22 protein-coding genes and 1 riboswitch are annotated in these 24,164 nt (G+C 38.5%); of the genes, 16 read left to right on the top strand and 6 right to left on the bottom strand.

Annotated features, from left to right (window positions below; all coding sequences use genetic code 11):
• The first annotated feature begins 2 nt into the window (after positions 1–2).
• The 7 genes from WKH56_RS14185 to WKH56_RS14155 all read left to right on the top strand — a co-directional run bounded on the left by WKH56_RS14185 (position 3) and on the right by WKH56_RS14155 (position 9,016).
• Positions 3–1,598, top strand: a complete 1,596-nt coding sequence (locus WKH56_RS14185; RefSeq protein WP_028412286.1) for an APC family permease — start codon at positions 3–5, stop codon at positions 1,596–1,598.
• 179 nt (positions 1,599–1,777) lie between these two features.
• A complete protein-coding gene (locus tag WKH56_RS14180; protein ID WP_310884517.1) occupies positions 1,778–2,824 on the top strand; it encodes a DUF5105 domain-containing protein in 1,047 nt (348 codons plus the stop codon).
• A gap of 130 nt (positions 2,825–2,954) precedes the next feature.
• Positions 2,955–3,092 (top strand): hypothetical protein, encoded by a 138-nt coding sequence (locus WKH56_RS14175; protein ID WP_167387308.1) that lies wholly within the window; start codon positions 2,955–2,957, stop codon positions 3,090–3,092.
• Positions 3,093–3,283: 191 nt separating this feature from the next.
• Positions 3,284–3,793 (top strand): acyl-CoA thioesterase, encoded by a 510-nt coding sequence (locus WKH56_RS14170; protein WP_013055518.1) that lies wholly within the window; start codon positions 3,284–3,286, stop codon positions 3,791–3,793.
• Between the two features lie 393 nt (positions 3,794–4,186).
• Positions 4,187–6,955 (top strand): phosphoenolpyruvate carboxylase, encoded by a 2,769-nt coding sequence (gene ppc / locus WKH56_RS14165; RefSeq protein WP_310884206.1) that lies wholly within the window; start codon positions 4,187–4,189, stop codon positions 6,953–6,955.
• A gap of 217 nt (positions 6,956–7,172) precedes the next feature.
• Positions 7,173–7,616, top strand: coding sequence for a hypothetical protein (locus WKH56_RS14160; RefSeq protein WP_014461480.1), 444 nt, complete (start codon positions 7,173–7,175; stop codon positions 7,614–7,616).
• Positions 7,617–8,008: 392 nt separating this feature from the next.
• Complete coding sequence (locus WKH56_RS14155; protein WP_028412092.1) at positions 8,009–9,016, top strand: aromatic ring-hydroxylating dioxygenase subunit alpha; 1,008 nt, start codon at positions 8,009–8,011, stop codon at positions 9,014–9,016.
• Between the two features lie 31 nt (positions 9,017–9,047).
• Here WKH56_RS14155 and WKH56_RS14150 read toward each other — a convergent pair whose 3' ends face one another.
• From WKH56_RS14150 to WKH56_RS14140, 3 genes are all read right to left on the bottom strand, one after another.
• Positions 9,048–9,803: an ABC transporter permease gene (locus WKH56_RS14150; RefSeq protein ID WP_028412093.1), complete on the bottom strand. Its 756-nt coding sequence runs from the start codon at positions 9,801–9,803 to the stop codon at positions 9,048–9,050.
• The gene (locus tag WKH56_RS14145; protein WP_048020062.1) at positions 9,800–10,537 is read right to left on the bottom strand and encodes an ABC transporter ATP-binding protein; all 738 of its coding nucleotides are present in this window, start codon (positions 10,535–10,537) and stop codon (positions 9,800–9,802) included. The genes WKH56_RS14150 and WKH56_RS14145 overlap by 4 nt, the downstream gene beginning before the upstream one ends.
• A gap of 97 nt (positions 10,538–10,634) precedes the next feature.
• A complete protein-coding gene (locus WKH56_RS14140) occupies positions 10,635–11,942 on the bottom strand; it encodes a homocysteine synthase (RefSeq protein ID WP_028412095.1) in 1,308 nt (435 codons plus the stop codon).
• Between the two features lie 342 nt (positions 11,943–12,284).
• Here WKH56_RS14140 and yknW point away from each other — a divergent pair, with 342 nt between their 5' ends.
• Genes yknW through WKH56_RS14120 form a run of 4 tightly spaced genes read left to right on the top strand, consistent with a single transcriptional unit; the run spans position 12,285 to position 15,981 of the window.
• The gene (gene yknW, locus WKH56_RS14135; RefSeq protein WP_310884207.1) at positions 12,285–12,971 is read left to right on the top strand and encodes a YknW family membrane protein; all 687 of its coding nucleotides are present in this window, start codon (positions 12,285–12,287) and stop codon (positions 12,969–12,971) included.
• The gene (locus tag WKH56_RS14130; RefSeq protein WP_310884208.1) at positions 12,972–14,102 is read left to right on the top strand and encodes an efflux RND transporter periplasmic adaptor subunit; all 1,131 of its coding nucleotides are present in this window, start codon (positions 12,972–12,974) and stop codon (positions 14,100–14,102) included.
• Positions 14,099–14,788 (top strand): ABC transporter ATP-binding protein, encoded by a 690-nt coding sequence (locus WKH56_RS14125; protein ID WP_176344616.1) that lies wholly within the window; start codon positions 14,099–14,101, stop codon positions 14,786–14,788. Before WKH56_RS14130 ends, WKH56_RS14125 begins: the two co-directional genes overlap by 4 nt.
• The gene (locus tag WKH56_RS14120; protein WP_176344614.1) at positions 14,785–15,981 is read left to right on the top strand and encodes an ABC transporter permease; all 1,197 of its coding nucleotides are present in this window, start codon (positions 14,785–14,787) and stop codon (positions 15,979–15,981) included. Before WKH56_RS14125 ends, WKH56_RS14120 begins: the two co-directional genes overlap by 4 nt.
• Before the next feature lie 69 nt (positions 15,982–16,050).
• Here the strand turns inward: WKH56_RS14120 and WKH56_RS14115 are convergent, their stop codons facing one another.
• The gene (locus WKH56_RS14115; RefSeq protein ID WP_080754379.1) at positions 16,051–17,037 is read right to left on the bottom strand and encodes a S8 family peptidase; all 987 of its coding nucleotides are present in this window, start codon (positions 17,035–17,037) and stop codon (positions 16,051–16,053) included.
• A gap of 348 nt (positions 17,038–17,385) precedes the next feature.
• Here WKH56_RS14115 and folP point away from each other — a divergent pair, with 348 nt between their 5' ends.
• Positions 17,386–18,234, top strand: coding sequence for a dihydropteroate synthase (folP, locus tag WKH56_RS14110; protein WP_098625977.1), 849 nt, complete (start codon positions 17,386–17,388; stop codon positions 18,232–18,234).
• Positions 18,235–18,517: 283 nt separating this feature from the next.
• Positions 18,518–18,712, top strand: a complete 195-nt coding sequence (locus tag WKH56_RS14105) for a hypothetical protein (protein ID WP_013055532.1) — start codon at positions 18,518–18,520, stop codon at positions 18,710–18,712.
• 35 nt (positions 18,713–18,747) lie between these two features.
• Here the strand turns inward: WKH56_RS14105 and WKH56_RS14100 are convergent, their stop codons facing one another.
• On the bottom strand, positions 18,748–18,933 hold the full coding sequence (locus WKH56_RS14100) for a hypothetical protein (protein ID WP_342835956.1): 186 nt from the start codon (positions 18,931–18,933) through the stop codon (positions 18,748–18,750).
• 58 nt (positions 18,934–18,991) lie between these two features.
• On the bottom strand, positions 18,992–19,861 hold the full coding sequence (gene liaG, locus WKH56_RS14095) for a LiaG family protein (RefSeq protein WP_310884209.1): 870 nt from the start codon (positions 19,859–19,861) through the stop codon (positions 18,992–18,994).
• 389 nt (positions 19,862–20,250) lie between these two features.
• Positions 20,251–20,352: riboswitch (purine riboswitch) on the top strand.
• Between the two features lie 138 nt (positions 20,353–20,490).
• On the opposite strand from liaG, the gene WKH56_RS14090 reads away from it, so the two are divergent.
• The 3 genes from WKH56_RS14090 (at position 20,491) to WKH56_RS14080 (ending at position 24,136) form a co-directional block, all read left to right on the top strand.
• Positions 20,491–21,684, top strand: a complete 1,194-nt coding sequence (locus WKH56_RS14090; RefSeq protein WP_028412102.1) for a NupC/NupG family nucleoside CNT transporter — start codon at positions 20,491–20,493, stop codon at positions 21,682–21,684.
• Positions 21,685–21,998: 314 nt separating this feature from the next.
• On the top strand, positions 21,999–23,435 hold the full coding sequence (locus tag WKH56_RS14085; protein WP_043980305.1) for an amino acid permease: 1,437 nt from the start codon (positions 21,999–22,001) through the stop codon (positions 23,433–23,435).
• A gap of 137 nt (positions 23,436–23,572) precedes the next feature.
• Positions 23,573–24,136, top strand: a complete 564-nt coding sequence (locus WKH56_RS14080; protein ID WP_310884210.1) for a biotin transporter BioY — start codon at positions 23,573–23,575, stop codon at positions 24,134–24,136.
• Positions 24,137–24,164 lie beyond the last annotated feature (28 nt).

Raw genomic sequence — 24,164 nt, 5'->3', positions numbered from 1 at the left:
GGATGAGCAATATGCAAAGGAAGATGGGAACATTTGCTTTAACCATGACAGGCATAGGTTCGATTATCGGTTCAGGATGGCTGTTTGGAGCATGGAAAGCAGCTCAAATTGCAGGACCTGCGGCTATTTTTTCATGGGTTATTGGAATGGTAGTTATTTTGACCATTGCCCTATCGTACGCTGAACTGGGCGCGATGTTTCCGCAAGCAGGGGGGATGGTTAAATATCCTCAGTATTCACACGGATCATTTATTGGATTTTTGGCTGCTTGGGCTAACTGGATTTCAATCGCTTCAACGATAACAGTGGAGGCTATTGCATCTGTGCAATATATGAGTACTTGGCCGTGGAAATGGGCTCGCTGGACTCATGAATTAGTAGACAATGGCATTTTAACGTCCAAGGGGTTGGCAGTTGCGTCTCTGTTATTATTCATTTACTTTTTTGTGAACTATTGGACGGTAAATCTCTTTGCTAAAGCAAACTCATTTATTACGATTGTTAAATTAATTATTCCTGGTTTAACGGCAGGGGCTTTATTTTTTGCTGGTTTTCATAGCGGGAACTTTTCAAGTGAGCATGGGGTAGCACCTTACGGATGGGCGAGTGTTTTAACGGCAGTGGCAACATCAGGTATCGTGTTTGCATTTAATGGTTTTCAAAGTCCTGTAAATATGGCAGGAGAAGCAAAGTCACCTAATAAATCGATTCCGGTAGCTGTAATTGGTTCAATTTTTATTGCTGGAATTGTATACATTATATTACAAATTGTTTTTATCGGAGCAGTAAGTCCGTCATCAATTGCGGATGGATGGAATCATTTGAATTTTAATTCTCCTTTTGCTGATTTAGCGATTGCGCTTGGAATTAACTGGCTAACAATCGTGTTATACGCAGATGCATTTGTTTCTCCTTCCGGCACAGGTGCTACATATACGGCAACGACTTCTAGAATGTTATACGGGATGCAACAAAATGGATATTTGCCAAAGATATTTGGTACTCTTCATCCACTTTACAATGTCCCGCGCCCAGCTATGTGGCTAAATTTAGCAGCCTGCTTTTTGTTTCTCTTTTTATTTAGAGGATGGGGTGTCTTAGCAGAAGTGATCTCAGTAGCGACGCTTATCTCCTATATTATGGGCCCTGTAGCGCTTATAACATTAAGAAAAACGGCTTCACACTTTTACCGTCCATTTTATTTAAAAGGGGCATCAGTTATTGCGCCATGCGGCTTCGTTTTTGCTTCTTTGACGCTTTACTGGGCAAGGTGGCCACTTACAGGTGAAGTGATTTTTATTATGGCAATTGGCCTGCCAGTTTATTTTTATTACCAAGCGAAAAATAAATGGGTGGGCTTTAAAAAAGAATTTTTAACCGGGGCTTGGATGCTTATCTATTTAGCGTGCATGATTTTTATTTCCTACATAGGAAGCGAAAAATTCGGAGGCAAAAATATTTTACCTTTCGGATGGGATATGCTAGTGATTGCTTGCGTATCATTAGCCTTTTATTACTGGGGAATTAAAAGTGGCAAATCTAACCGATATATGAAAGAAGCTGAACAAATCAATCAAGAAAATTTTAAATCTAAATAAAAAACACGAGCCGGTGCTCGTGTTTTTATTTAGATAAATGGAGAATTTAGACTTAGTTTTTATCAAAATATTGTAAAAAACATAGATTTTAAGGTTTAAGGATTTACACAGAGGGAACCTTTATTTGGGATAAAGTTCTAAAAAAACAAAATAAAGGGGATTGGACAGCTGTGAAAAAAATGAATGTTTTGGCTTTGGTTTTTGTACTTATGCTAGTATTAGCGGCTTGTAACAGTTCTAAGGAAACGGGAGGATCCACTTCGGCTAAAAATAAGGCGATTGAAGCATCTATTGACAGCGCTTCTTATATTTTAGTAGATAGTGATGAAGGAGCTACAAGTGAAGAAAAGGGGCTGTTGAAAGTTGATTTAAAAGTAAAAAATGTATCCAAAAACAGTATATCTTTATCGGATTACGACGGTGTGTATTTATATGAAGGAGATGAACAATTATCTCCAAAAACGGGAGTGAACAGTAGGGAACTTGGACTAGAAAGCAGTTCATCTGACAAGATTGGCGCTGGGAAGCAAAAAAAATTAATGTTCGTCTTTGAAGTCAAAAAAGATAAAAAGTACAAAATTGGGCTTCAGCCAAAATCATCTGATTATGATGAAGAAATTGACGAAGTAACATTAACACTGGATACGAAGAAATACGCGAAAAGCTATAATAAGCTGCAAGACCCAGAAAAAGCTCTGCAAGCTTACACGGAAGTTCTTTACTTAAACAAAGAAAATGTAGATTATGATAAATATGTAACAGCGGACAAAACAGCTGTCAGAGAAGAACAGAAAAAAGCGTTTAATGAGGAATTAAAAGGTGCGTTTTCTAATAGTTTAACCGATAAAGCAAAAAAAGATTTTTTTAACATGTATAAAGATGTTTTGAAAGAAAAAGCAAGCGTAAAGACAAATGTGATTGCCAATGCAAATAATAAAGCTGTAGTAGAAGTGGAGTACACTACTGTTAATTTATCAGACTTATATTCATACGTATCGCAGCTTAAGAGAGCATATACAGATGAAACAAAAGATTACGATACAAAACACTCTGAAGAGTTTGCGGCTTCTAAATTCAAAGATATTGTAAATGAATTAGAAACGAAAGAAGGAAGTCGTCCGCTACGAATTTTTATGGTGAAAGAAGATGGGAAATGGACTGTGAAGTCAAGTGACCTATACAGTGACTCTTTAGGTAAAACGTTTGGATCAAGCTACATTCGATAGACAAAAAAGAGGCTAGGACAAAAATAGTTGAGCCCAAGTAAAAAACGAACCATTCATCAATCTGTTTGATGAGTGGTTCGTTTTTTTGCGATGGTGCATATCGTTTTATTTGTTTCGTTCCTTCTAGCAGTTGATTGGAGGGCAAGGCGAAGACTCCTGCGGGAAAAGCGGAACAGGTGAGACCCCGCAGGAGCGTAAGCGACGAGGAGGCTCAGCGCCCGCCCGCGGAAAGCGAAGCCTTGCACGGAAATCAATTGCGGTGTCATAAGCAGTACAGCTCATGTATCTCATTTGTTCGTCTTTCAATTGGATTTATTTCGTTATGTCTCAACCTCTTTTTTGTTTTCTGTAAATAAATCAACGAGTTTTTTGTAAAGCTAAATTTATCGAAATATGCTAGTATAGGTTCATTCATTCTTTTATTCTTATTATGATAGGCATCAATGGAGGTTCTTACTAATGAAAGCAAATTATTGTAAAGATACAAAGGCCGTTCGAACGAGCCGCATTTTCCCTAATGATATTAATAATCACAATACTTTATTTGGCGGAAAATTAATGAGTGATATTGATATGATTGCGTCCATTTCAGCTTATCGTCACAGTCGTACAGAGTGTGTGACGGCTTCAGCAGACTCTATTCACTTTCTGCACCCTATTACGCCTCAGGATTCTGTATGTTTGGAGTCATACGTATCATGGACAGGTCGTTCATCCATGGAAGTGTTTGTGAAAGTGATTAAAGAAAATTTAAAAACCGGGGAGCGTCAAATTGCAGCTACATCATTTTTAACTTTTGTGGCAATGGATGATGATGGAAAGCCCCGCGCAGTACCGGAGCTTATTCCAGAAACAGAAGAAGAAAAATATCTGTTTCAAACGGGGGCAGATCGTGCTGCCACACGTAAACAAGTGCGTAAAAAAAGCAATGAACTAGCCTCAGTGTTGGATTTAGGACAACCTTGGTAGCATAAAAGAGAGGCTGAAAAGTATTTTAGCTCAAGTGAAAAACGAACCACTGATCAGCACGTTTGATTAGTGGTTCGTTTTTTTTGTTATGGTGAACGTAGGTTTCAGCTGTTTCGTTCTTTCTAGCAGTTGATTGAAAGGAGAGGTGAAGTCTTCCAATCAACTGCGGTGTCACAAGCGGTTCAGCTTATGTATCCCATTTGTTCGTCTTAGGATTGGATTCATTTCGTTATGCCTCATCCTCTTTTTTATATTTGATGAATCTTTCCTCCTAATCGAGAGGAGGAAACAAAATTATATGAAATTTATTTTCGTTCATGGTAATATGAATTTAATATAATTTTCTAAAAAGTTTAAAAAGTACAACATTTATAAAGAAAGGTGTCGTGTCTAATGGTAACAGTAGAAGCAGCAGAAAGACAAAACAGCAGCACTGCCCTGCGCCGTGATGTAAAATTTCTCGGTCAATTGTTAGGGAAAGTTCTGGTTCACCAAGGTGGAGAAGAACTGCTCAACAAAGTAGAAAAAATACGCGAAGTGGCAAAATCACTTAGAGAAAACAAAGATGAAGCCATCTATAAAGAAATAAAAAATGAAATCGTTACTCTTGAACAGCCGATGCGCGCGCAGGTTATTCGGGCATTTGCCGTTTATTTTCATTTAGTTAATATTGCAGAGCAAAATCATCGAATTCGTCGCAGACGGGAATATCAGCAGCAAGAAGATTCTATTATGCAGCCGGGTTCATTGGAAAGCGCCGTTGTTTCGCTTAAAAATAATGGCGTGGCGCCAGATGTAATTGCTAACTTGCTTCAAACTTTATCACTTGAGCTTATCATCACGGCACATCCAACAGAAGCCACTAGACGAAGTGTCCTTGATATTCATAAACGAATGGCTGAGCTTCTGAAAAACTTGGATAATTCAACGTTAACAAAACGTGAACGTACAGAAATTGAAGAAAGACTGTTTAGCGAAGTGTTAATTTTATGGCAAACAAATGAACTGCGAGATCGCAAGCCAACCGTAATGGATGAAGTATCCAATGGATTATATTATTTTGATGAAACGTTATTTGAAGTGCTTCCTCAACTTCATCAGGAATTGGAAAATTCATTGCAGGAGAATTACCCCGAAGAAAATTGGAAAGTGCCTAATATTCTTCGATTTGGTTCATGGATTGGCGGAGACCGAGATGGAAATCCAAACGTAACTCCTAAAGTAACGTGGCAAACGCTTGTCAAACAAAGGAAGTTAGCTATTCGTAAATATAAAGAGTCGCTTACTCAATTGAGACAAAGGTTAAGTCAGTCTACAAAAAGAGTCGCAGTTTCAGATAATCTTCTTGATTCTATTAATCAAGAAATATCGCTGCTGCCTGAGAAAAAGCGATGGAGAATCAAACACGAAGTATATCGCTGCAAGCTTACGATTATGCTTCATAAATTAAATTTAGTTGGAGAGTCGGAAGCAGGTTATCAAAGGTCGGAAGAACTTTTACAAGATTTGTTTCTCATCAAAGATAGCTTGCAAAAGCATCAGCCTCAAGATTATCAGCTGAAAAGCTTGTGTAAATTAATTCGCCAAGTTGAGCTGTTTGGATTTCATTTAGCAACGCTTGATATCCGTAATCACAGCGGAGAACACGAAGCGGCAATCAAAGAAATTTTCCATGCTGTTTCTTTAGCTGAAGATTATTCAGCGTTAACAGAAGAGAAAAAAGTTGAGCTGCTAGGGAAAGTTCTTCAAGACCCAAGACCTGTGCTATCGTTTGTAGAGAATTACTCTAAAGAAACGCAGCAAGTAATTGAAGTATTTAACATGATACATCGAGCACATAAAGAATTTGGAGAAAGATCTATTGAAGTCTACTTAATCAGTATGACGCAGTCTGCAAGTGATTTGTTAGAAGTCATGGTACTTGCCAAAGAAGCGGGTATTTACCGCCTTCATGCAGATGGCCGCATTGAAAGCAAGTTAAATGTAGCTCCGCTGCTTGAAACGATTGATGATCTCACAGCAGGTCCTAAGATTATGGAACAGCTATTTCAATTAGATTTTTATCGAGAGCACTTAAGAAAACAGAAGGATTTGCAGGAAATCATGCTTGGCTACTCAGATGGAAGCAAAGATGGCGGAACGCTTACCGCTAATTGGAAGCTCTACAAAGCGCAGCAGGAAATTCACGATATGGCGAGGAAGTATCAAGTTCGTCTGAAGTTTTTCCATGGCCGAGGCGGCTCACTAGGCCGAGGAGGAGGCCCGTTAAACCGAAGCATTTTATCTCAGCCTGTTGAGACGCTAGGAGACGGTGTTAAAATTACAGAGCAAGGAGAAGTTCTTTCTTCTAGATACTCTTTATATGACATTGCTTACCGAAGCCTTGAACAAGCGGTCTCAGCTCTTCTTACAGCGGCAGCAAATGTTTCTCAAGAAGCTGAACAATGTGATATTCGTACACATGAATGGGAAGAAACAATGGACGAGATTTCAACTGCTTCGTTACGTAAGTATCAAGAGCTTGTTTTCAACGATCCAGACTTTTTAACCTACTTTAAACAAGCTACACCTCTTCCTGAGCTCGGGGCTTTAAATATTGGGTCACGTCCAATGAGTCGAAAAGGAAGTGATCGCTTTGAAGACTTGCGAGCAATTCCATGGGTATTTGCATGGACGCAAAGCAGACAGCTGCTTCCAGCCTGGTACGCTGCAGGTACGGGCTTACAGCATTTAGTAGAGAAATCCGGAGATATACAGCTTCTTCAGCAAATGTATAAAGAATGGCCATTTTTCCGCTCGACCGTCGATAACCTGCAAATGGCTTTAACAAAAGCAGATTTAATGGCAGCAAAAGAATACACAGAAATGGTACAAGATCCGGTTATTTCAGAGAGGATTTTTACCGCTATTAAAAAAGAGTATAATGTTACGAAAGAAATGATTCTTCAAATCACGGGGCAAAAAGAATTAATGGATCATCTTCCTACGATTAAAGAATCTATTAAATTACGAAATCCGTATGTGGACCCTCTAACCTTCTTGCAAGTTAAGGTTATTTCCAAGCTGCGTGAAGATGAGGCTGAAACGTTAAATGAAGAACTTTTAAAAGAAGCATTATTAACGATTAACGGCATTGCAGCAGGATTGCGTAACACAGGCTGATGATACCAAAAGACACCTCAATAAAACAAAAGAGGTGTCTTTTGTTCATTCTTCTCACATAAAGAACTGCCTGTCAGTTCCTTCTCTTTTAAAGAGAACTTCCGTCTGTTAAATAGGCACTGAGAAAAATCAGTGATAAAATAGAGAAGAACTGGTAATATTCTACAAACAAGTGCTAGTGGTGGGGTAACTAGATTGAATATGGAGGACGAGGATAATGGTAAAAAATTCGCAAATCTTCATTGAAGCTGACTCCGAGAATTCTGTATTTATTGGACTGGAATTTTGTGAGTATACACAAAAAATGAATCCTACTTGTTTGTCCAAACAGCATATAAATGTGTTTATTCATCCGGAAGAACTCACTGTGGAATTTAAGAAAACAAAAAGTGATAGAACTATTGATGATTTCCATCTGATGCATATCGTTCCGGTTCATTGCTTTAATTATTTATTATGTTCGATTTCGCAAGGTATTGTTACAGATGTTCAGCTAAAAGCGGTCGGTCATCAAGGAGAAACGTTGTTTGAAGAAAATCTTACATTGAAGTTTCATGAAAAAGCGACGGATTATGAAGAAACGCTCTCATTTTTCAAACATTTAAATCAAGAAATACAAAAACAGACGAAAAAATATACAGCCAGTTATATGAGCTCATGATAAAGAAAGCTGCGGTTTTTAAAACCGCAGCTTTTATTCGTTTAACCGAAAAAATTATGTGAGAGATGCTTACAAAGCAAGAGATTTTTCAGTGGGAAATTGATAAAGTAAAAATAAGAGAAATCAGTGGACAGAAAAGCTTTTAGCGGCTGGCCGCTTTTTATTCAATATGCAAGGGTTAGGTATTGAGATTAAAAAAATAGCGATGAATACGTATTGTTATTGTAGATGAAGTGCTAAGGTCGCTCTATCTGCAATTATGTAGAATCTTCGCGCGCTTATAGTCTGTTTTACGGAACGAAAAAGCTGCGGAATTAGAAGAACTCCTTCTATTTCTGCGGTTTTTTTTATAAACAAGAAATAAATTCACTTATCGTACGGAGGCGATGCAGATGATTAAAGATTTAGTATTGGCTAAGGAATGGCTGCCTGCAGCTTATTCACATGATTTAACAGATCAGCCCTTGCAAGTAACGATTTTAGAAGAGCGAGTTGCGCTGTTTCGCACAACTAATGCCATTAAAGCATTTAAAGATTTGTGCATCCATCGCGGTGCAGCGTTATCTCTTGGGAAAGTAGTAGATGATTGCATTGTTTGCCCTTATCACGGATGGAAATACGATGGTGCCGGGGCTTGTGTGAAAATTCCTCAACAGCCGCCGGGAAGAGCGATTCCTTCAAAAGCAAAAGCACAGGTATATGATTGCGTTGAAAAGTATGGGATTATATGGGTGAAGATGAACAGCGAGGCAAGTGATATTCCTCTTCCTCAGTATGACGAATACCTTAACTCCGGATTTAAAACGGTTTGCGCCAACCCTCATACTCTGCAGGCAGCAGCTCCTCGTGTCGTAGAAAACTTTCTAGATGTAAGCCATTTGGCTTTTGTTCACGAAGGAAGCCTTGGACACTCGGATTACGCCGAAATTCCTGATTATAAGGTACATTGGAAAGATAACCGATACATTTCTGACGAAATCGCTGTGTACGCAGATGCAGATGGTACGGGTAACTTTGCGACTATTTATTATACTTTTGAAATTCTTCGTCCTGCCGTTGCAAGGTTGAAAAAAGTGAACTATGAAACGGGTGAAATCTTTTCGATGCTGTTTGCGGTTTTACCTGAAGAGGAAAGAAAGTCGACTGTGTTTGCATTGGTTTCTAGAAACTATTCGTTTGATGCACCTGATCAATATTTCCGTGATTTTCAGCAGCTTATTATTGAACAAGATACGAGCATTGTAGAAAGTCAAAAACCCGAAGAGCTGCCGCTTGACTTACAAGCAGAGCTTCATTTGAATCCGGACCGACTGAGTATTGCCTATAGAAGATGGCTCGGTGATTTAGGAGTGACCTTTGGAAGTGACGTAGGAACAAGATTAAAAAAAGCTGCTCAATAAAAAAGAAGAAAGGAGTCTCCTTTCTTCTTTTTTATGTATGTTCACGGATAAGCTGCTGATAGCTATTAAAAAGGGTAGGATATGTTAAGCGGCTTAAGATGACGCAGGAAAGCGTAGCAGACGCTAGGATAGTAAAAACGATGAGCAGCTGGAATTTGACTGCTTGTATCGGATCTGCCCCTCCAATAATCTGGCCTGTCATCATGCCGGGAAGCTGAACGAGTCCAATTGTTTTTTGGCTTTCTACAGTAGGAATCATGCTAGCTTTGATTGCGGCATTTAAAATACTATGAATAGCTTGTTTAGGAGTTCCGCCAAGCGCCAGAATCAATTGAATTTCGTCTCGCCTTCTATTTACTTCAGCGTCTAACCGATTTAAAAATAAATTGGCCAAAATCATCGAATTTCCAATAATCATACCGCTGACAGGAATGACATATCGCGGAGTAGCAGGGATAATATGTAGGCCCAGCATAACGCTTTGGGTCAGGATTTCTACAATAAAAAGAGTGACAAATACACGAAAGAAAGCTTTAAATCCCTGCTTTTTTTTCTTTACAACATTTTGGGAAGCGACCGTCAGCATAACGAATAAAATGAGAATCATAAAAGCTGGGTGATTCGCGTCAAAAATAAAAGATAAAACATATCCGATCACTAACAGCTGAACGGCTGCTCGAATACTGGCAATGATAATATCTTTCTCGAGTCCTATACGAAAAGATTTTGATAAAAAAAGAGCAATAAAAACAAAAACGATGGTAAAAATCAGTGAAAGTGAACTCATAGAAAGGCTCCTTCAATAAATTGTTTTGTTTCAGCTTTTACAGGAGCATGAAAAAAGGTCTCCGTCTTCGCTTTTTCTACAATCACTCCGTTCATTAAAAGCCAGACTTCCTCTCCTAAACGTTTGGCTTGTTCTAAATTATGGGTAACCCAAATAATCGTTTTATTCTGCTCTTTATGTAAATGAGAAATAAGCTGTTCAATTTCATGAGCAGAAGTGGCATCCAAAGCGGAAGTGATTTCGTCTAAAAGCAAAAGGTCAGATCCGTTCGACAGCGTGCGCGCTAATGATAACCTTTGTCTTTGACCACCGGATAAATCTCTTGCATCCTGCCCTAACAAGTCAGGGGAAAGACCGGTTAAGGCACAGAGTTCTTCAGGCATAATATCCTGTTTGCCGTGCAGCTTTTGAACAAGCATCATATTATCTCGCACTGTTCCATCAATAACAGGAGCTGATTGAAAAGCGATGCCCACTTTTTTTCGCAAATCAGAAATATTCCATTTGCTAATGTCTTTTCCATATACTTCAATACTTCCTTCATCAGGTGCAGAAAGTAAATTGCACATGGAAAGAAGGGTGCTTTTTCCGGATCCTGATGGTCCTACCATCATGACGAGCGAGCCTTGCATCACTGTACCCGATATGCCTTTTAAAACACTATGTTCTTTATCTTTAAATGTTTTATGAACGTCTGTAAATGTAATGGCAGGTATTGAATTGAACGTGTTCATAGTAACTCCTTTTTCATTCGTTTTGTTTATTGTAGCATAAGCGAAAGTATAAAAAGTTATTGGGCGATATAAAAAAAGCTGTGAAAAACCACAGCTTTTAAACAGTTGTATTCACTTTTTGGCTGGCTTTTAAGGCATAATCTAAATCTTCAAGAAGGTCGTCGATTGCTTCTGTTCCAACCGACAGACGAATGAGTTCTGGCGTCACACCCGAAGCTTTTTGTTCGTCTTCAGATAGCTGTTGATGAGTGGTGCTTGCCGGGTGAATAATGAGTGATTTAGAGTCGCCAATATTGGCTAAATGAGAAAATAACTGAACTGAATCAATTAACTTAGCCGCTGCGTTTTTTCCTCCTCTTACTCCGAATGTTAAAATGGCTCCTTGTCCTTTAGGCAGGTATTTTTGTGCCAAAGAATAGGAAGGGTGGGAAGGAAGCCCCGCATAATTTACCCATTCTACTAATTCATGCTGCTCTAAAAATTTCGCTACCTTTAATGCGTTTTCGCTGTGACGCTCTAATCGCAGATGGAGTGTTTCTACTCCTTGAAGAAGTAAAAAGGAATTAAAAGGTGATAAAGCAGCTCCAATATCTCGTAAAAGCTGAACGCGCGCTTTTGTAATATAAGCAGCTTCACCGGCAGCTTCTGTGTATACGAGGCCATGATAACTTGGATCTGGAGTTGTTAAGTCTGGAAATTTTCCGCTCGCTTCCCAATTAAATTTTCCACTGTCTACGATAACACCGCCAATTGCTGTTCCATGCCCTCCAAGAAACTTAGTAGCAGAATGAACGACAATATCTGCTCCAAAATCGATGGGGCGAAGAAGGTAAGGGCTTGGAACGGTATTATCAATAATAAGAGGAATTCCATGTTCGTGGGCAATGTCTGCAACTGCCTCGATGTCTAGCACATTTCCCTGTGGATTTCCAACGGATTCAGCATAAATTGCCTTTGTTTTGGAAGTGATTGCACTTCTAAAATTTTCTGGATTATCGGCGTTTACAAATTTGACGGTAATGCCCAGTTTAGGAAGCGTAGACGAAAAGAGGTTATATGTTCCCCCATATAAACTGCTTGCTGATACAATTTCATCTCCTGCGGAAGCGATATTCAAAATGGAAAAGGTAGTAGCCGACTGACCTGAAGCTACTCCTAGAGCACCAACTCCGCCTTCTAACTCAGCAATTCGCTGTTCAAAAACGTCCGTAGTAGGGTTTACAATTCGAGTGTAGATATAGCCTTGTTCACTTAAATTAAATAAAGACGCAGCATGCTCCGTATCTTTAAATCCAAATGAGCTTGTTTGATAAATAGGTACGGCACGCGAAAAAGTAGCTGGGTCAAGCTGTTGACCAGAATGGATCGCTTGTGTTTCAGGACGAAATGGTTTCTTAGCAGACATTGAAACTCCTCCTTAGATATAAAACGTATAAAAAACATAGGAATAATAAACTTTAATCATAATATACGAATTCTATTGAATGATGTCAAATTATAATTAGAATATTTAGAAAATATAAAAAGGATTAATAATGTAATTTAGCATTAAGACATCTCTTTAATTGTTAAAAATACCATAAAAAATATAAAATGTAAGAAAAATGTAAATGTATTTGTATAATTATGTTAGAATATTAGGTGTTTGAGAGTTTCTTAGAGAGCCAATTTTGCTAGAAGACTTTAAAAAATAGTAAAAGGTGGGTCTTAAGAGCTACTAACAAAACAAAATAAAAGGAGTTTGATTATGAGCACAGAAGTTAACGTATCTTCCGAAGTCCAAGAGAAAGGAAAGCCTTCTATTTTTGGTTTTATTACGAGTCCGGTTGTACAGTTTGAGAAAATGAAAAGCAATCCGGTCATCTGGGGACCTCTTTTACTTATCCTCATCTTAACAGCTGCAACAACGATTCTAGCCGTCTATACCCCTCAGGCACAAGAGGCGCTGCAACAGCAAAAAGAAGCTGGTATTGAAGTGAATTCAACATTTAGTATGATTGGCGGAGCGATTGGCGGAGTTATTGCAGTAGTTGCTACACTGGCATTCACAAGTTTGATTCTGTTTTTAATTGCAAAGTTAGGAACTGGAAAAACAACGTACCGCCAAATGTTTAGTTTGAATTTGTTTGTTACGTTCATCACAGTAATCGGTCAGCTAATTAATACGGGAGTCGCTGCACTAGCACATACTTCAGCGAATGTGACTTCGTTAAATGGAATGGTTGATGCTAAAGGTGCTATTGGAGGCGTATTTACTTCAATCGAAATTTTCTCTATATGGGGACTTATTTTGACAGCAGTCGGGCTGCAAAAAGTAGCGAATTTATCAAAAGCTGCTTCAATTATTACCGTAATTGTTTTATTTATCTTAGGAGCTGCTATTTCAGGAGTTGGAGGAGCTGCTTCAGAAGCGCTTAAAGGAGCAGGGTTGTAAATGAAAAAAGGAATAATTATTACAGCCGTAACAGTTGTTATTGTTGCGGTTATTGGGATTAATGTATATCGTGCACAAAGTGTAGGTGGTAAAGCAGTTGATGTTCAAGTAACAACTGTAAAAGAAAAAAAGTTAAGAAATACAGTGATGGTTCCGGGTACGTTAAAGCTTGCTGATGAGCAATACGTTTACTTTGACGCTGAAAAAGGCGAGGTTGAACGATTTCATGTAACGGAAGGATCGCGCGTACAGCAGGGAACTTCTCTCGTAACGTACGAAAGCGATACGCTTGATTTAGAGCAAGAACAAAACAAATTAGAAAAAAAATCCAGTCAGCTGCAAATTGATTCTGTAAGCAAACAAATCTCAAATTTAAATAAAAAACAAAAAGAATTGGAAAAAGAAATGAGTAAGCAAGAAGCGAGAGATCAAATTGACACAGAGCGTACGCAGCTCAACCTCGACTTAGAAACGGCTAAAATTGACTTAGAACGAAACAAACTAGAAGCCAAATCAATTGCTAAAAAAGAGCGTAATTTAGACGTAACGAGTGATATTAGCGGGACTGTGCTAGAAGTAGATAAAGAAGCGGTTAATAACACGAGTGAAGTTCAAAAGCCGCTTATACATATTGGTAATACCGATGAATACTTAGCTACTGGCGTGCTTTCTGAGTACGACGCTTTAAAAATTAAAACCGGTCAAGCTGTTAAAATTACATCAGATGTACTGCCTGATAAAGAATGGTCAGGGAGCGTAAAACAAATTGACTATCTACCTCAGCAGCAGGCATCAGCGGAGGCAGGCAATGATGCAGCGAATCAATATCCAGTTGAAGTAAAAGTAGATGACCAAGATATCACGATGATTAAGCCGGGATTTAAGCTGCTGCTTGAAATTGAAACAAGCAGTAAGAAAGCTTCATCACTGCCGATAAAAGCAGTTGTAAATGAAGACGGAGAAAAATTTGTATACGTCGTGAAAGATAAAAAGGCGGTTCGTAAGGAAGTAAAGGTAGGAGAAACAACCAACAAATTTATTGAAATCAAAAGCGGCGTTTCTTCTAAAGATAAAGTTATTGCCAATCCTTCAAAGGACTTAACTGACGGTGCGGAAGTGACTGTTCAATGATTGAGCTTGTAAATATTCATAAAAGCTATCATCTTGGCAAAGAGGAAGTACCGATTTTAAAAGATATTAATTTGAAGATTTATGACGGTGAGTTTGTTGCGATTATGGGTCCTTCAGGCTCCGGAAAATCAACGCTCATGAACATTATCGGATGCTTAGACCGCGCGTCTTCGGGCTCCTATTTATTAAATGAACAAGAAATCTCTACTTACAGCGATGAGCAGCTGGCAAAAGTAAGAAATATTCATATCGGCTTTGTTTTTCAGCAGTTTCAGCTGCTGCCGCGTTTATCAGCTGTCGAAAACGTAGAGCTTCCAATGGTATATGCCGGCGTATCGCGTAAGGAAAGACGAGCCAGAGCAGAAGCTGCGTTGGAAAAAGTAGGACTGAGTGAGCGAATGAAACACTTGCCGAGCGAGTTATCAGGTGGTCAAAAGCAGCGTGTTGCTATTGCTCGCTCTATTGTTAACAATCCGACGCTTATTTTAGCCGATGAACCCACAGGAGCCTTAGATACAAAAACGAGTGCTGATATTATGGAGCAATTTTCTAAGCTAAATGCAGATGGGACAACAGTTGTAGTTATTACTCATGAACCTGAAGTGGCAGAGTACACATCGCGTACAGTTATCGTTCGTGACGGTAAGGTATTAAGTCATAGCGACAAGGAGAACGATAGCTTATGAGTTTAATAGAAAATATTCGTATGGCTTTTTCCTCGGTTCTTGCTCATAAAATGCGCTCTGTTTTGACAATGCTTGGTATTATCATTGGCGTAGGGGCGGTTATTATCGTTGTTGCTATCGGCCAAGGCGGAGAACAGATGATTAAGTCAGAAATAACAGGAGCAAGCAATACAGTTGATGTCTACTACGAGCCTCCTGAAGACGAGATGCAAGCTGATGACCTTTCCATGACGGGGGAGCCGATCTTTACAGAGGATGATATTAAAGCTCTTTCGACTATTCCTGGAGCGAAGAATGTGGTAGCTTCTAGCTCAATGGGAATGGGAATAAGATATAGAGACAAAGAATCCGATACAACTGTTAACGCAATTAATGAAGGGTATATTGAGGTTAATCAGCTTGAAGTTTCAAAAGGAAGAATGTTGGACAGCGCTGATTTTTTGTCAGGTAATCGAGTAGGTGTTATTACGAGCGATATGAAAAAAGAGCTGTTTGATAAAAAAGAAGCTCTTGGACAAGTAGTATGGGTTCAAGGACAGCCTATCAAAATTATTGGTGTGACAAAAAAACCAAAAGGCTTTTTAGCATATGAAATACCGACTATTTACATTCCAGATAATACGTACAAATCAAGCTTCGGTAAGCTCGACTACACAAACCTTAGCGTTCAAGCACAAAGTTCTGATCAATTAAAAAAAGTAGGTAATGACGCAACGGATTTGTTAAATAATTTGCATGATGCTGAAGATGCTTACCAAGTGCAGAACTTAGAAGAAATAGCAGATAGCATTGGAAATGTAACGCGCATTATGACAACGATTATTGGATCGATTGCAGGCATTTCCCTGCTTGTTGGCGGGATTGGCGTTATGAACATTATGCTGGTTTCTGTAACGGAACGTACAAGGGAAATTGGGATTCGTAAAGCACTGGGAGCATCTAAAAGACAAATTCTAACTCAGTTTTTGATTGAATCCATTACGCTCACGCTTATTGGTGGTTTGCTTGGCATTGGCCTCGGCGCAGGCGGGGCAGCTCTTGTTTCGTTATTTGCCGGCTGGCCGTCATTAATTTCGTGGCAAGTAGTACTTGGAGGAGTGTTGTTTTCCATGACGATTGGCATTGTATTCGGCATGCTTCCTGCAAACAAAGCGGCGAAGCTAGATCCAATCGAAGCATTAAGATATGAATAAAGACATGCGTTCGCATGTCTTTATTTCAATTTAACAAGAACCAAGAAGATTTCTCGTTTTTCTTATTTATTACTTACTAGGGTTGATACGGGCTACGTTAATAATATCATGTATTTTCTCTACCAAATCGAGCATGAGAAATCCGTTTCCTTCAGAGCTTTTTCGATATCCAAGAGGAAGCGTCCTTCTTACAAGTTGAGCATAGATTTCGGCTTCGATTAGAGAGCGGCCAAATTCCTTCTCACATAAGTTAATTAATAAAGCTAAAGCTCCTGCCACGTGAGGAGTTGCCATTGAAGTTCCTGAAAGAGTCGCATATTTACCTTCTAAAAAAGTAGAGATGATGTTAACTCCCGGTGCCACTAAATCCACTTCTTCATTGACGTTGGTAAAAGGAGCCAAGCTTAAGCTGTTGTCCACTGCTCCTACTTGAATGACTTCGTTGTAACTTCCTGGATATGAATATTCAAAAGTTTCTTCGCGATCATCACCTTCATTTCCAGCCGCAACAACGACAGAAACATCTTTATTCACAGCATTTTGAACAGCTTCGTGCAGTTCTGGAACGTCTTGTGGTCCCCCGAGTGACATGGAAATAACTCGTGCTCGCTCATTGTTAGGACCTCGCCATTCGACGGCGTAGTTAATAGCGTCAATAATCCATTCGTAATTTCCCGATCCTTCACCGGTAAGTACTTTTAAGCTTAGGATTTTTGCTTTGGGTGCCACCCCTACTACCCCTTCATTATTGAGCGCAGCAGCAATGGTACCAGACACGTGAGTGCCGTGCCCATTATTATCTTCAAATACAGAAGAATCTCCGTCATAATCCGAAGTGAAGTTTCTTCCTCCGATAATACAATCTTTTAAGTCAGGATGATTTGTGTCAACACCAGTGTCGATAACTGCAATTACAATGCCTTCTCCTTGATTGCTTTGTTCCCAAATAGCAGGTGCTTGAATTAAGCTTACTCCTTTAGGCGTTTCGTTTGTTGAGTCGATAATCGACTCAATTGTATAAGGAATTAATTTGACTTGTAACGGTTGTTGAGTCATAGTCATCCTCCTTAAAATGAATAAAAATGGAAGTTACTTAATTATAAATTCCCAACTATTGCTATAAATTAAACGCTTTTAATGCGAATCCTTTCTTTTTGAATAAAAAGACTCACAAAAGATGTGAGAAGAGGAAAAAAGACCCTGAAGACAAGCCCGATAGAGATTTTTAATGTTATCTGTGTATTCACTTTTAATGTTTATCTCACACTATAGAAGAAAGAAACTCCAAGAAAAATCACATAGGACTGGTGACTTTTGATATAATTACGAACGGTATGACATTCTCAAAATACATGATATTTATAAATATATATTAATTTGCAAATTACGAAGGGGCTGAGGATAGTGTCAACTTTAACGTCTCAATCCGTCATTAAATGCGGAAAGTATGAGCTGAATTATGCGGATCGTACGCTTATTATGGGGATTTTAAACGTAAACCCGGATTCATTTTCAGACGGCGGAAAATACTACGATGTAGATAAAGCAGTTGCTCATGCTGAGGAAATGGTAAAGCAAGGAGCAGATATCATTGATATCGGAGGAGAATCAACTCGTCCTGGTTATACAAGAATTAGCGATGAAGAAGAGATTAAACGGATTGTGCCCGTTATTTCTGAAGTGGCTAAGCGCGTAGAGGTGCCGATTTCCGTAGATACATACAAATCGGAAGTGGCCAAGCATGCGCTAGAAGCAGGAGCACATATTATTAATGATATATGGGGTGCAAAAGCCGATCCTAAAATGGCTCAAGTTGCAGCTGATTATAATGTGCCCATTATTTTAATGCACAACCGTCATGAGCCCAACTATACAAATCTGATTACAGATATGATAAGTGATTTAAAAGAAAGCATCTCCATTGCAAAAGCTGCAGGAGTTCGCAATGATCAAATTATTTTAGATCCAGGCGTTGGCTTTGGAAAAACGGCTGCCCATAATGTAGAAGCAATTCAGCATTTAGATCAGCTGACGAATATGGGTTATCCGGTGCTGCTTGCTACTTCTCGTAAAGGATTTATTGGACAAATAGTCGATGCTCCTCCTACGGAAAGAATGGAAGGAACCGCAGCTACTGTATATGCTGGGATTGCACAAGGCGTTCAAATAGTTCGTGTTCATGACGTATTAGAAATCAAGCGCTTTGTAAAGATGGCAGATGTACTGGTAGGAAAACATGTCTTTCAGTTTTAATGATCATCAAGATAACTGCATTAAAGTCATTTTAAAACCTTAAAATGTCATGTCTATTAGATAAAGATTCCTGAGCAGTGAAGCTCGGGAATTTTTTATGTATGTAAAGTGGCGGAGGAAAATAATGAACGATTGGATGGTTGATTTTACATAATTTAGCTTTATGATAGAAAGAGAAGGTATAGCGCTCTCATATTCTGATTAAATTGTGCTGCTTAAAATGAAATAAATAACATCTTGGTATTTAGTCTTATTCAATCACCGAAATATGGAGGAGAGAAGAATGAAATTAGCATTGCTTCTTGTCATTATTATCGGCGTTGCTGCCCTTGCAGGTACGATCAGTGCTGCAAAGAAAGTAGATGAAGATTACGGGAAATCTAAAAAGAAAAGTATAGTGAATTTATCTATTATTTACGGAGTTGTATTCATAGGATCAATCGTAGGAGTAGCATGGTATATTGCAGTGAGACCATAAATAAAGAGGTTGAGACATAACTAAATGAACCGAATCTAAAGACGAACAAATGAGATACATGAGTTGGACTGCTTATTCCACCGCAGTTGATTTCCGGGCAAGGCTTCGCTTTCCGCGGGCGGACGCTGAGCCTCCTCGTCGCTTGCCCTCCAATCAACTACTAGAAAAAACGAAACAGATAAAACGATGTTCACCACAACAAAAAACGAACCATTAATCAAATATGTTGATTAATGGTTCGTTTTACAATTGAGTTAAAATACTTTTGTCCTAGCCTCTTTATTTTGATTCCAAGGTTAATTCTCCGCTTGAAACAGCTATATCGATAGGGTATTTTCCATTTCCGTATTTTCCTTTTAATACATTCTCTGTTATCGTTGCATTGTTTAACTTAAAATTGTTGTTAATGTCACCGCTGCTTACTTTTCCATTCATTTTAAAACCAGCGCTTTTCGGAAGAACCAGCACGGCATCTCCGGATCCTACATCTACAGAAACGGCCTCTTCTAGCTTTTTAAAATCCATATAGAGATCACCAGATCCAATGCGCGCCTGAAGTTTTCCTTGATAGTTTGTTCCTTTAATTTCCCCAGAGCTGACAGCAAATTTAGCCGTTTGGGTCTCGACATTACTCAGCTGTAAATCTCCAGAATTAACATCCGTACGAAGAGAGGTGCTCATCAAGTTTGAAATGCTTGCATTTCCAGAACCTACTTTAATCGAAACATCTTTCAGCTGAAGCGCTTGTTCAGGATGTGTAGCAATTTGAAGGTCCCCCGAACCTACGTTAAGCGCAAGGTTATGGTGATAATCTTTAGGAATGTAGATTGTTACTTTTGTGTTTGGAAAAATAGAAAGCCATTGAAAGGGACTTTTTTGATACGCGACAACTAGGGTGTCTCCATTTTGCTTTACATCTACTTTTCCTTTACCTTCTACTTTTGTTTTAATATCTTGACGATCTTGCGGAACGACCGTTGTACTAATGCTTGGAGAGTCGATTTGAATACGCTGAATATCACTTGATAATGCCGCTTCAGACTTGGACGTCTTGAATGAACTTAACGACCAGGAGGAAGGCGCAAACGCAGTAGAAAAGAGGACTGCCGTACCACCTATCACTAAAATAAAAGCCAATATTTTTTTCACGTTATAACCCGCTTTCTACCTATAATTAAATTTGTTTTCTTCTACCATAAAGTGTAAAATGAAAACCGGTTAATTTCAACGAACAGCAGGATTATTTTTTTCTACGTCTCAAGTCGTAAAAATGAAATGTTTTTTGTGAGGAGTTAAATGAAAAGCGAAGTAGAGATTTAAATATACTCATCAAAGAATTAATTTCTTTATTTCAAAAACAGGAAAATAATTGAGTTAAAAGAATGATTAAATTCACTTTTTTTGTGTGATTTTCCGATGAGTAGTTCAAAAGAAGTAATAAATAAATAGAATTTTCATACCAATTTTATTATTCCGAAAAACTTTTAAAGTGTTGATTATTGAAAAAATAAAGGGTAGAATTTGTTCATATCAATTGAATACAGCTAAGATTACGATCTTGTATATTATCAGTAATATGGTCTGATAGTCTCTACCTAGTAACCGTAAAAAACTAGACTACAAGAAAGTTTGGATATAAGCAGCAAAAAGAAGGGCGTATTATCATAGATACAGCCTTCTTTCAAAGCTCTTACTTTTCATACTTTCTGTTATTGTCAGAATTTATGAAAAGTAAGAGCTTTTTTTGTTTTTCAAATACACACCTGGGAGTGGCTTGCATGTACTTTTTATTAAATTTATTAGGCGTTTTTGTAGTAATGGGCGTCGTCTTCTTATGTTCTCCTAAAAAGAAAGAAATAAAGTGGCGTCCGATTGCTTCACTATTAGTCGTTGAAGTCCTCATTACTTGGTTTATGTTAGGAACTTCAATCGGAACATGGATCATTAATAAAATTGCTTCGTTCTTTACTTGGCTGATTTCCTGTGCCAACGATGGAATTGCCTTTGCGTTTCCATCCGTAATGGGAAATCAAACGGTTGACTTTTTCTTCAGTGCATTACTGCCTATCATCTTTGTCGTGACGTTCTTTGATATTTTATCTTACTTTGGTATTTTAACGTGGATTATTGATAAAGTAGGCTGGGTCATTTCGAAAGTTTCTCGCTTGCCTAAATTAGAAAGCTTTTTCGCTATTCAAATGATGTTCTTAGGAAACACGGAAGCATTAGCCGTTATTCGTAATCAGCTTTCTGTGTTAAAGGACAACCGTTTGCTTACGTTTGGAATTATGAGTATGAGCAGTATTAGCGGATCTATTATCGGTGCTTATTTAACGATGGTTCCCGCTACGTACGTGTTTACAGCAATTCCACTGAACTGTTTAAACGCGCTTATTTTAGTGAGCTTATTGAATCCAGTTCATGTTACAAAAGAAGAAGATATGATTTACGTACCGCCAAAGTCAGAGAAAAAAGACTTTTTCTCTACCATTTCAAACAGTATGTTAGTCGGAATGAACATGGTAATTGTTATTTTAGCGATGGTTATTGGATATGTAGCTCTTACATCTGCGCTTAACGGTATTTTAGGCGTTATTGTAGACGGCTTGACTGTACAAAAGATTTTCTCTTACATCTTTAGTCCATTTGCATTCTTACTAGGGCTAACGGGACATGATGCCATGTACGTAGCTCAGCTGATGGGTATCAAGCTAGCAACAAATGAATTCGTGGCGATGATGGATTTGAAGAAAAATCTAGATACACTTCCACCGCATACGATTGCAGTTGCTACAACATTCTTAACATCTTTTGCTAACTTCAGTACGGTGGGTATGATTTATGGTACGTATAATTCTACGTTATCAGAAGGTAAATCAACGATTATTGGAAAAAACGTATGGAAACTGCTTGTGAGCGGTATCGCTGTTTCTTTATTAAGTGCTATGATTGTTGGATTGTTTGTTTGGTAAAAAGTGAAAAAGCTGTGCTTTCGTCTTCGAAAGCACAGCTTTTTTCTTGTTGTATCATCTATTCATTTGAAGAAAAACGCTTATGAATATCAACAGTAAAAGGAAATCACACTATTCAAGAAAAATTCATTTTACTTTTGCAGAAAAACATTTTAAATCTAGTGAGCATTATGTTAAGATTACAAAAGGCTGTTTCATTTAAATTGAGAACACCGCATAAATATGTAAGTAAATATGCATAGAAAACAAAAGTTTATTAATTTTTTTCTAGGTAATATCTCGTAATAAATAGGTTGAAAGGAAATGTCGTTAATATGATAGAAGGACAACAGCAAACAAATGAATTAAAAAAGACGATGAAAAGCAGACATTTGTTTATGATTTCGCTCGGCGGGGTTATCGGTACAGGTTTCTTTTTAGGAACAGGATACACGATTAGCCAAGCAGGGGCGATTGGAGCTATCCTTTCGTTTATCGTAGGTGGCTTCATTATGTACTTAACAATGCTTTGCTTAGGGGAACTTGCAGTAGCAATGCCAGTTTCTGGTTCGTTTCAGACATATACAACAAAATTTATTGGCCCTGGCGTTGGTTTTGCTTTTGGATGGTTATATTGGTTGGGCTGGGCTGTAACGGTTGCATTAGAATTTTTGTCAGCAGGTCAGCTTATGCAAAGATGGTTTCCTGATTCTCCTGTATGGATCTGGTGTGCTATATTTGCGCTTTTATTATTTTCATTAAATGCACTGTCAGCTAAAGCGTTTGGTGAAGCGGAGTTTTGGTTCGCCAGCATTAAAGTGTTAGCTATTATTTTATTTATCGTACTTGGTGGAGCTGCTATGTTTGGTTTTCTTCCATTAAGCAATGGAGACAGCGCGCCGCTTTTCTCTAACTATACGGCTCACGGCGTGTTCCCTCACGGAATTAGTGCCGTGCTGATTACGATGATTACAGTTAACTTCTCATTTCAAGGTACGGAGCTTATCGGTGTAGCTGCTGGGGAAAGTGAAAACCCAGACAAGACTGTACCAAGAGCAATTAAACAAACGGTATGGAGAACGCTTGTATTTTTTGTACTAGCTGTAGCTGTATTAGCGGGGATGATTCCGCTTGAAAAAGCAGGCGTAGTTGAAAGTCCATTTGTTGTTGTATTCGACCAAATTGGTATTCCATATGCAGCAGATATTATGAACTTTGTTATCCTAACGGCACTGTTATCTGTAGCTAACTCAGGTCTTTATGCAGCAACGCGTATGCTGTATTCATTGTCAAAAGATAACATGGCAAGTTCAGCTTTCATGAAAGTAAATAAACGCGGTGTGCCGATGAACGCCTTGCTTTTAACATTAGGCATTGCGCTTTTATCTTTGCTTTCAGGATTCTTTGCTCAAGAAACAGTATTTGTATGGCTTATTTCTGCAGCGGGTTTAGGTGCACAAATTGGCTGGATTACGATTGCTGCATCACTGCTTGCATTTAGAAAAAGATATATAAATCAAGGAGGGCAAATCGAGGATTTAAAATTCAAAGTCCCTCTTTACCCGGTATTACCTTTAATCGCATTAGTATTAAATACGATTGTACTTGGAAGCATGGCATTTGATGCAGAGCAGCGAATGGCACTGTATGTCGGTATTCCACTAGCGCTGCTGTTTTATGTTTATTATCATGCACGTGTAAAAAAGAAAGTTGATTTATCTATCAGCCGTCAAGAAGTGCAGCTTAAAGACGACAAAAAGGTAATTTTATAAAAATCAAAAAGACGCAAAAGCCCAGGTTTTTGCGTCTTTTTTTATATTTTATTTGTAAACTTAAATTAAAATTAAGTTGACAAATAAAAAGAGATTATTGCAAACTTAAAGCAGCGAACAGAAAAAGGAGGGTGAACATGAAAACGAGAACAATGGCGTATATTTCTTTATTTGCTGCTTTAACGGCGATAGGTGCATTTATAAAAATTCCTATTCCCTACATACCGTTTACTCTTCAAATTGTTCCTGTCTATTTAGCCGGGGCGCTGTTAGGACCGCGTTTAGGTTTGTATAGTCAGCTATGCTACATAGGTATTGGGTTAATCGGTGTTCCGGTTTTTGCAGAAGGAGGAGGTTTAGGGTATATCTTCAAACCAACGTTTGGCTATTTAATTGGCTATGCTACAGGCTCATTTATGAACGGCTACCTTATTCAAAAATATGACTTAAAGAAACCTTTTTCTATCTTTTTAGCCAACTTATCTACATTGGTTATCGTGTATGTATTCGGGTGCGTTTGGCTTTACGGAGCAATGAAATGGATAATTGAAAAGCCACTTTCACTGAGTGATACACTTCTTTTTGGAGCTGTTTTGCCAATGCCTGGAGACCTTTTATTGTGCATTTTATGTTCAGTGCTGATTCACCGAATGAAGCCTCAATTTAGCCGTTTATCATCAAAGCGGGCTAAAGCGGGGTAATGAAGACATAGAAAAAAGAGGAGGAAAG

The sequence above is a fragment of the Priestia sp. SB1 genome (assembly GCF_038898415.1).
The sequence above is the reverse complement of the archived record's forward strand: the minus strand, read 5'-3'. Positions and strand labels throughout refer to the sequence as shown.

What these genes read in the sequence shown, in the direction of transcription:
- WKH56_RS14185 (WP_028412286.1), top strand. Translation starts at nt 3, where the DNA reads ATGAGCAATATGCAAAGGAAGATGGGAACATTTGCTTTAACCATGACA.
- WKH56_RS14180 (WP_310884517.1), top strand. Translation starts at nt 1,778, where the DNA reads ATGAATGTTTTGGCTTTGGTTTTTGTACTTATGCTAGTATTAGCGGCT.
- WKH56_RS14170 (WP_013055518.1), top strand. Translation starts at nt 3,284, where the DNA reads ATGAAAGCAAATTATTGTAAAGATACAAAGGCCGTTCGAACGAGCCGC.
- ppc (WP_310884206.1), top strand. Translation starts at nt 4,187, where the DNA reads ATGGTAACAGTAGAAGCAGCAGAAAGACAAAACAGCAGCACTGCCCTG.
- WKH56_RS14160 (WP_014461480.1), top strand. Translation starts at nt 7,173, where the DNA reads ATGGTAAAAAATTCGCAAATCTTCATTGAAGCTGACTCCGAGAATTCT.
- WKH56_RS14155 (WP_028412092.1), top strand. Translation starts at nt 8,009, where the DNA reads ATGATTAAAGATTTAGTATTGGCTAAGGAATGGCTGCCTGCAGCTTAT.
- WKH56_RS14150 (WP_028412093.1), bottom strand. Translation starts at nt 9,803, where the DNA reads ATGAGTTCACTTTCACTGATTTTTACCATCGTTTTTGTTTTTATTGCT.
- WKH56_RS14145 (WP_048020062.1), bottom strand. Translation starts at nt 10,537, where the DNA reads ATGAACACGTTCAATTCAATACCTGCCATTACATTTACAGACGTTCAT.
- WKH56_RS14140 (WP_028412095.1), bottom strand. Translation starts at nt 11,942, where the DNA reads ATGTCTGCTAAGAAACCATTTCGTCCTGAAACACAAGCGATCCATTCT.
- yknW (WP_310884207.1), top strand. Translation starts at nt 12,285, where the DNA reads ATGAGCACAGAAGTTAACGTATCTTCCGAAGTCCAAGAGAAAGGAAAG.
- WKH56_RS14130 (WP_310884208.1), top strand. Translation starts at nt 12,972, where the DNA reads ATGAAAAAAGGAATAATTATTACAGCCGTAACAGTTGTTATTGTTGCG.
- WKH56_RS14125 (WP_176344616.1), top strand. Translation starts at nt 14,099, where the DNA reads ATGATTGAGCTTGTAAATATTCATAAAAGCTATCATCTTGGCAAAGAG.
- WKH56_RS14120 (WP_176344614.1), top strand. Translation starts at nt 14,785, where the DNA reads ATGAGTTTAATAGAAAATATTCGTATGGCTTTTTCCTCGGTTCTTGCT.
- WKH56_RS14115 (WP_080754379.1), bottom strand. Translation starts at nt 17,037, where the DNA reads ATGACTCAACAACCGTTACAAGTCAAATTAATTCCTTATACAATTGAG.
- WKH56_RS14105 (WP_013055532.1), top strand. Translation starts at nt 18,518, where the DNA reads ATGAAATTAGCATTGCTTCTTGTCATTATTATCGGCGTTGCTGCCCTT.
- WKH56_RS14090 (WP_028412102.1), top strand. Translation starts at nt 20,491, where the DNA reads ATGTACTTTTTATTAAATTTATTAGGCGTTTTTGTAGTAATGGGCGTC.
- WKH56_RS14085 (WP_043980305.1), top strand. Translation starts at nt 21,999, where the DNA reads ATGATAGAAGGACAACAGCAAACAAATGAATTAAAAAAGACGATGAAA.
- WKH56_RS14080 (WP_310884210.1), top strand. Translation starts at nt 23,573, where the DNA reads ATGAAAACGAGAACAATGGCGTATATTTCTTTATTTGCTGCTTTAACG.